This window comes from Natrinema soli, from assembly GCF_028618695.1.
Map to the genome: position 1 here is coordinate 1 of NZ_JAQIVI010000441.1, position 5,019 is coordinate 5,019.

At 59.1% G+C, this 5,019-nt stretch carries 4 protein-coding genes; 1 reads left to right on the forward strand and 3 read right to left on the reverse strand.

The window, feature by feature from the left end; genetic code table 11:
- The 3 genes from PGX04_RS23465 to PGX04_RS23475 all read right to left on the reverse strand — a co-directional run.
- Positions 1-644 (reverse strand): OapC/ArvC family zinc-ribbon domain-containing protein (locus PGX04_RS23465; protein WP_273740723.1); only part of this gene is annotated, 644 nt, incomplete at its 3' end.
- Complete coding sequence (locus PGX04_RS23470) at positions 644-1,045, reverse strand: DUF2073 domain-containing protein (RefSeq protein WP_273740724.1); 402 nt, start codon at positions 1,043-1,045, stop codon at positions 644-646. The genes PGX04_RS23465 and PGX04_RS23470, both read right to left, overlap by 1 nt.
- A gap of 5 nt (positions 1,046-1,050) precedes the next feature.
- Positions 1,051-1,689: an Era-like GTP-binding protein gene (locus tag PGX04_RS23475; RefSeq protein WP_273740725.1), complete on the reverse strand. Its 639-nt coding sequence runs from the start codon at positions 1,687-1,689 to the stop codon at positions 1,051-1,053.
- A 1,157-nt stretch (positions 1,690-2,846) separates the two neighbouring features.
- On the opposite strand from PGX04_RS23475, the gene PGX04_RS23480 reads away from it, so the two are divergent.
- Positions 2,847-4,670: a Cdc6/Cdc18 family protein gene (locus tag PGX04_RS23480; protein ID WP_273740726.1), complete on the forward strand. Its 1,824-nt coding sequence runs from the start codon at positions 2,847-2,849 to the stop codon at positions 4,668-4,670.
- Positions 4,671-5,019 lie beyond the last annotated feature (349 nt).

Sequence of the window (5,019 nt, forward strand, 5' to 3'; positions counted from 1 at the left end):
GGACCGTCGGGCGCCGTGGTCGGACCGTCGGGTCGCTCGGTCGAGTGCTCGACATCGACGGACTCCTCGTCCGGCGTCTCGCTCGATGCGCCGGATCGGTCCTCGGGTCGCCGCGCCGTCTCCGGCCAGTCGGCGAACTCTCCCTCCGCCGAGGCGTCCGGTTCGGTGGTATCGGATCGCTCACTCGAGGGCCAGGGTTTGTCCGATTTCGAGGATGTATCCGAATCACCGGGTGGAGACTTCGACGGAGTACCGGGTGGAGACTCCGATGGAGTATCGGATGAAGAGTGGACGCCCGGAACGGCGTCCGTCCCCGGCGACGACTCCGCGGGGTCCGAAGCGTCCGAGGAGCGACCGGGCATCCAATCGCGAACCGTCTCCGCGGCGCGCGTCGTGACGCTGTCGGATTCGGTGGACGAGTCCGCCGTGCTGGAACCGTCGGCCGAATCGGCGACACCGGCGGATTCGACACCGGTGACGGACTCGGCCGATCCAGCGGTGGCGTCCCCGTCGAACGATTCAGCTGCGGCCGCGGTAGTCGGTGCGAACTGGAACTTGTTCCCACCGCAATCAGGACAGCCCGACAGCATCTCCTTGGAGCCGTCATCGAACGTCCGGCCGCAGTTCGTACACTGATGTGGCATTAGTTACGGGACACGAGCGCGCTGATGAGCGTTTCGTCCTTGTGGAGCGTCTCGATCTGGTTCGCCGGTCCGATCACCGTCAGCTTCGCTTCCGTCTCGTCGCTGCCCATGATCCGACCGAGTAACGACGAGTCGCGGGTCTCGGACTTGGGATAGGTCTCGATCTCGATCCCGTTGAACTCGTCGGGGCTGATCTCGGCCATCGTCACCTCGATGAGTCGGCTCTCCTCGTCGGGCGTCAACCCCTCCTCGAGGATGACGATGTTGCCGTCGTGGACGCCGTCCAAGATCATTCTGATCTTCTCCATCGTCGCCATGCCGTCCATGCGCTCGCCGCTGATCAGGTCGATCTGTACGCCGTCGGCCGGCTCCGAATCGTCTGCGTTGGTTGCTTTCGGCATCGATATCACCCGAAGTACTCCGCGATCTTCCCGTACACTTCGTCCATGTTCTCTCCTTCCTTCGCGGAGAGGGGAACGGTCGTGTGCTGGGGAAAGGCGTCCTCGATCCGCTTGACGCTCGATTCCTCGAGGTCGGTCTTGTTCGCGAAGATGAGCACCGGGAGATCACGGGATTCGATGATACCGATCAGCATCGTATTGACCTGCGTGATCGGATCCTCCGCGCTATCCAGGACGTAGATAACGCCGTCGACGTCCTCACGGAGCCAGTGCATCGCCTCGGCGACGCCCTCCGTCGCTTCGCGGGAGCGACGAATGGCGTCGTCTTCGTTCATCTCGTCGGTGAACTCCTCGTAATCGACCTTCGTCGTCACGCCGGGCGTGTCGACAATATCGATGGTCACCGTCTTCCCGTCCCGTTCGATCTCGACATTTTCCTTTCTACGGGCACGACGCGTCTCGTGAGGGACGTGACTCTCCGTACCGACCGCGTCACCGGTCCAGTCACGCGCGATACGGTTTGCGAGCGTCGTTTTGCCGGCGTTGGGCGGACCGTAGATACCGATTCGTTTGGGCTCCTGTTCCGAAAACAGGCGATCCGCAGCCCGAGAGATACTATCTTTGAGTTCTGTGAATAGTCCCATCTGTGGGGGCCTCCAGCACCGCGGGGTGCATCTGCGCGTACTACTGAGCGAACTCACTTAAGCCTACGTCAGACGTGTTGACAATTCGATCGAACGGAGTGTCGGAATTCGGGATGGAATAAAACTCGAGCTTCGAGTAGATTAGAATCGCTCGGGTTATCGAATCGACGACAGGATTACTGCCGAACCGATAGGAGTACTGATCGGAAATCTACGATTTCGATCTCAGATGACGAACGGAACCGGGAAATTGATTGTAGGGGGATAACACACCACAACTAACGATTTGTGCCCCCCACCCCTTCGTTTCGAGTGGAGATCAACGAGGGGACGTCTCAACGATCAGTGGAGTTACCGGTCTACTGCCCTCCTTATTCGACTCGAGATGGATCATTGAGGGCAGAGACGGTCGAATCGACTCATCAGGAGCGTTCTAGTAACAAAGACTGGAGTCTAGTAGTCTATACAGCTTCAAGAAAAGATTCTAGTTAGCCCTAGCAATGCAAACAGACAACCTAGTAATATAGTTTTGTCTGCTAGTTCTACGGGTGCATTTTCTGTGCCACCCACATAAAACTTCGCTTGATACAACTCGGTTTCACCCCCCACCCCTCCTTCTGGCAGTTCCACCCGAAACGAAGGGGTGGGGGGTTGGCCGGGCTGGTAAGACATATGATATCAATCCACACAGTAGATCAATCTACACTCTCTCGATCTCACATATCCCACGTTATATTAATATCCCACGTTATATTAATCACATATACCCTCTCATAGACACTCTTCAAAATCACTCGAATAGACGGATCCCCTCCTCCGAAAGTGCGACGTACGCATACGCAAACAAAATACAACAGCGAGCCGCACTTTCGACGATCCGATCGATCGAGCCGACTGCTGATCTCGCGGAGCTGCTAGTCAGTCATCTCTTCGGACGATTCACGGCTCGATCGTCCACAGCCGCAGTCGATGTCCCGGCACGGGGCGAGGGGAAAGGAAGAATTTATTAGCGTGGTTTCCCTCTGTTTCGTTTGCATCAACTGGACCCGAACCGAGAAACTGAAACAGTGAATCCTCCCACGGAGGCCATAACACGATGATATTCCTGCTTCCCGGTTCGACACTCCACACGAAATAAGGGGGTTTGTATACGACGGATGTCAGACGACAACTCAGAGATCGACGGGTCAGACGAGGTCGAGATCGACGGAACGAGCGGATTCTCGACGAATTTCGAGAAGACGGACCTCGATAACGAGGAGTCGAACCAGGGGTTGTTCGACGATCTTCTCAGCGGCGAACCCATCTTCGAGAACAAGGAAGTCCTCCGTCCGTCCTATACCCCACACGAACTGCCCCACCGGAGCGACCAGATCAACAAGATGGCGACGATCCTCGTCGCCGCACTCAGGGGCGAAACGCCGTCGAACATCCTCATCTACGGGAAGACCGGGACCGGCAAAACCGCCAGCGCAAAATTCGTCAGCAAGGAGCTCGAGAGCACCTCGCAGAAGTACAGCGTCCCGTGTGACGTCGAGTACATCAACTGCGAGGTCACCGATACGCAGTATCGCGTACTCGCACAGCTCGCGAACAAGTTCATCGAAAAGAACGAAGAGCGGATCGACGCTCGGGTCGCGGATCTCGAATCGCTGCTCGAGGCCCTCGATGAGTACGAGGCCGATCTGGAGGCCCGCGAACGTGAGGCGGCCGAGTCGACCGATCTGGCAGACGATCAGACGGCGTCCGATCCGTTCGATTTCGTCTCTGACGACCCGCCGGAATCGATTTCTGACGATTCATCTGGAGATGATAGTAGCCTCGAGTCGGGCGGTTCTCCACCCGAAAGGAAGGGGTCTTCGGATCCCGCCGACCGCTCGAGTCCCACCGACGAAACCGATCAGGGAGCCGGGGACGACACCGATCGGACAGACGGCGACAGCACTGATCGGAGAGCCGGCGACGGCACCGGCGACGCGTCGGCTGGCGATTCGTCGACGCACCCATCGGACCATCCCCTCGAGTCGACGTCGTTCGAGGACCGCGAGGCTATCGAAGCCGAAATCGACGAACTCGAGGCGGACAAGGAGTCCTTCGAGGAGGTTCCGATGACCGGCTGGCCGACCGACCGGGTCTACAGCGTCTTCTTCGACGCGGTCGACTACGACGAGCGGGTCGTCGTCATCATGCTCGACGAGATCGACAAACTCGTCGAGAAGAGCGGCGACGATACGCTCTACAACCTCTCGCGGATGAACTCCGAACTCGAGAACTCGCGGGTGTCGATCATCGGTATTTCGAACGACCTCAAGTTCACCGACTTCCTCGATCCGCGGGTCAAATCCTCCCTGGGCGAGGAGGAGATCGTTTTCCCGCCGTACGACGCGAATCAGCTGCGGGATATCCTGGAACACCGTTCCGACGTCGCGTTCCAGGGGGGCGCGCTTTCCGACGACGTCATCCCGCTGTGTGCGGCCTTCGCCGCACAGGAACACGGCGACGCGCGCCGCGCGCTCGACTTGCTTCGAACGGCGGGCGAATTGGCCGAGCGATCCCAGGCCGAGACGATCGTGGAGGATCACGTCCGGCAGGCCCAGGACAAGATCGAACTCGATCGCGTCGTCGAGGTCGTCCGCACGCTCCCCACGCAGAGCAAGCTCGTGCTCTTCTCGATCATCCTGCTCGAGAAAAACGGCGTTCATAGCATCAACACGGGCGAGGTGTTCAATATCTACAAGCGCCTCTGCGAGGAGATCGACGCGGACGTCCTGACCCAGCGTCGGGTGACGGACCTCATCAGCGAACTCGACATGCTCGGCATCGTCAACGCCGTCGTCGTCTCGAAGGGTCGGTACGGCCGGACGAAGGAGATCAGTCTCTCCGTTCCACTCGAAGAGACGGAGGCCGTGTTGCTTTCCGACTCCCGATTGAGCGATATCGACGACATTCAGCCGTTCGTTCAGGCCCGGTTCGAGAACTGAGCGAACGATCGCCCGCGGTCACTGCAATCGGTTTCTCCCTCAGCCGATCGACCGATTTCCGTTCGAACGAGTGCTGGCATCGTCACGGGTGGCTCACATCGGTGGGAAGTCACCGGCAGTATTCTTTCCCCCTCTGTTTCAACTCGAGAGACGGCGAAACGCAACTTGAGGCTGCAAAGCAGATCGGAGTCGAGATCCGGACTCGAGTTCGAAGACCAAACTGAACGAACTGAAGAGCGAGAGTCAGGACTGATACCGGCCGGCGGCCAGTGCGATACCAGCACCGGCGGCCCCGGCAAGTCCAGCGTTCGGGCCGAGGCCTGCTGCGTCGGGGCTGCCGGACGGTGTC